At 61.1% G+C, this 2,553-nt stretch carries 4 protein-coding genes and 1 pseudogene; 3 read left to right on the top strand and 2 right to left on the bottom strand.

The annotated features are described in order from the left end of the window. Nucleotides 1-120, bottom strand: a 120-nt coding sequence (locus AC1DWI_RS19470; protein ID WP_477725498.1) for a DUF3717 domain-containing protein, incomplete at its 3' end; no start/stop codon positions are given. Nucleotides 121-633: 513 nt separating this feature from the next. Here AC1DWI_RS19470 and AC1DWI_RS19475 point away from each other — a divergent pair. The 3 genes from AC1DWI_RS19475 (at nucleotide 634) to AC1DWI_RS19485 (ending at nucleotide 2,409) form a co-directional block, all read left to right on the top strand. Further along, nucleotides 634-1,362, top strand: coding sequence for a TerC family protein (locus tag AC1DWI_RS19475; RefSeq protein WP_477670606.1), 729 nt, complete (start codon nucleotides 634-636; stop codon nucleotides 1,360-1,362). Between the two features lie 79 nt (nucleotides 1,363-1,441). After that, entirely contained in the window at nucleotides 1,442-1,891 is a 450-nt protein-coding gene (locus AC1DWI_RS19480; RefSeq protein ID WP_477725497.1) for a hypothetical protein, read from the top strand. A gap of 164 nt (nucleotides 1,892-2,055) precedes the next feature. Next, nucleotides 2,056-2,409, top strand: a complete 354-nt coding sequence (locus tag AC1DWI_RS19485) for a phage holin family protein (RefSeq protein WP_477670604.1) — start codon at nucleotides 2,056-2,058, stop codon at nucleotides 2,407-2,409. Here the strand turns inward: AC1DWI_RS19485 and AC1DWI_RS19490 are convergent. After that, nucleotides 2,365-2,553: pseudogene (locus AC1DWI_RS19490) on the bottom strand (M48 family metalloprotease); the annotation flags it as partial. The gene AC1DWI_RS19485 and the pseudogene AC1DWI_RS19490 sit on opposite strands and share 45 nt — an antisense overlap.

The following is a 2,553-nucleotide window of genomic DNA, read 5'->3' on the forward strand; positions in this document are numbered from 1 at the left end:
CGCATAGACCTCGGCGAGCGCACGCAACTCGGGCGCCAGCGTCACGCCGTCGGGCGAAGGCTTTTTGTCGCGCCAGTAATTGATGGCGGCTTCAATATCGGTGATGTGGATGCCGGGCATGGAACGGTGGGTCTAAGGGCTGCCGCTGAGCGGATGGAGCGAGCGCAAGGAGGCGAAGAATGGCGAGGAAGCGAAGTGGCAGCGCCGGGCCGTTCATTATCAGCCAGATGGGCGGGCCGGACGTCTATGGGGGAAATGGGGGCATATCCCCGCATCGCGCCGCTGCGCGGCAAGACCGGGTTGCAAAAAATCTTTTTTTATTGTCAAATACCCAGACGAAGGGGAGTAACTCCCTCGTTTTGCTGCAATATACGAAAACAGACACCACAGCAAAATCGCTAACAACAAGTCGTCATTACGAAGTTGACACTTCCGGCTTGTTGGGCATGCAGCGACACTGCATGTCGAGCCAGACCTTCGATTGAAACCTGAACAGGTTTGATCGAGGTATCTGCGGCGTCCACGGGCGCCGACCCCAGCCACCCATCACACCCGTTCCGGTTTCACGAAGCCGGAAATCCGTCGTGCGCCGTCGCGCGGATTTCCAAGTCGAAACTTGACATGGAGTGTGACGTGGAACTATTTACTGCCCCCTGGTGGTCCGCCCTGCTGGCCATCATCCTCATTGACCTGGTGCTCGCCGGCGACAACGCCATCGTGATTGCACTGGCCGCGCGCAACCTGCCATCCCACCTGCAGAAAAAAGCCATCGTATGGGGTACGGTGGGCGCCATTGTGGTCCGCTCTGCCATGACGGTTGGCGTGGTGTGGCTGCTGAAAATTCCCGGCCTGATGCTGGTGGGCGGCCTGGGGCTGCTGTGGATTGCCTACAAGCTGCTGGCCGACCAGGGTGACAAGGAGCACGACGGCCCGGTTGCTCACACCTTTTGGGGCGCCATGAAAACCATCGTCGTGGCCGACGCCCTGATGGGCATCGACAACGTGCTGGGTGTGGCCGGCGCCGCACACGGCTCGTTTGACCTGGTGGTCATCGGCCTGCTGGTCAGCATCCCGATCGTGGTGTTTGGCAGCACCATGGTGCTCAAGCTAGTGGAACGTTTCCCCATCATCATCAATATCGGCGCCGCCGTTCTGGCCTTTACCGCCGCGAAGATGATTGTGAGCGAGCAGCTGCTCGACCCGATCTACGGCGGCCCGGGCACCATGCCTTCGGCTGAAACCCTGCACCTTGCAGCGCAGTGGGCAACCTACGCCCTTGCGGTGGCAGGCGTGCTGGGCGCAGGGTGGTGGGCCACACGACGCTCACGGTCCGCGCAGGATGCCGACCTGATTCCACATTGAAACCAGCAACCCGTGGGGGGCGTATGCCCCTCTTTCAGCCAGCAAGCTTCTAAAACGACGACAACTCAAGGAGAACTTTATGGACAACATCATTGTGTACATTGACGATGCCGCATATGCCCTGCAGATGCTGCAACCCATGCTGCCGGCCGGCGAGGCCCACAGCCCTACTCGCTGGATCGTGGTCGGCTGCGCACCCCGCGTGACGCACCGCGTCAGCAAATGGGTAACACACAGTGCGCGGGAAAGCTGGCGCGGCAAGTGGGCCGAAAAGGTGTTCGCACAGTTGACGCCTCTTCTTCAAAAAGAAGGCAACACCGTGTTKACCCAGCTGGCGCAGGCCACCCTGATCACCCAGACCGAGGGCCTCATCAGGCAGTATGGCGTTGCACGCGTGCTGGATGCCCGGCGGCCGAAATTCGGCCAGGACATGCAACCGGTCACGGCAACGCAGGCCCAGGAAAGCCACGGCATCCTGGGTTATGCCACGGCACTGGCAGGTGCCGGGCTGCTGGTCGCAAGCGACTGACGGCTTTCACTTCGTGCTGAAGTCGGGAGGGCCACCTCCCCGGCTTGATCCGCTGAATCGGGTTGCACACGGACACAAAAGACCGTGTACAACCCCGGGCACGCGGCTTCTGCTTGCCAGAGGGATGGGGGCCGAATCGGGCAGGCCGGTGGTATTCTTTGCCCATGAAACTTATCCTCAAATGGCTTTTAAGCGCAGCGGCCTTGCTGGCCGTTGCCTATCTCTACCCCGGGGTCGTGGTGACCAGTTTCACCGGAGCACTGATTGCCGCGGCGGTACTTGGTGCGCTGAACATGGTGGTGCGCCCGATCCTGGTTCTGCTGACGCTGCCCGTCACGCTGGTGACGCTGGGCTTGTTCCTGTTTGTCATCAACGCGCTGATGTTCTGGGCTGCGGCCGGTCTGATTGACAGCCTGAAGGTCACGGGCTTTACCGCCGCGCTGATAGGCTCACTGATTTATTCGGTGCTGCAGCTAGCGATCGACTTTGTCCTGGAGCGCCTGCTCTTTAACAAGTAGTTCGGTCTGACGGGTTCGTGTGTCGATGATCGAACCCTCCACGTAATCTGCGTTGCCGGGGCTGCTGCGCATCAAGCCCTGCGCCGCCTTGAAGCGGTCCAGCGCCGCCGGGTAGTCCAGCTGGGCGGCGCGGCTTTCCGCATC

The organism is Polaromonas sp. P3_C2, assembly GCF_056402675.1.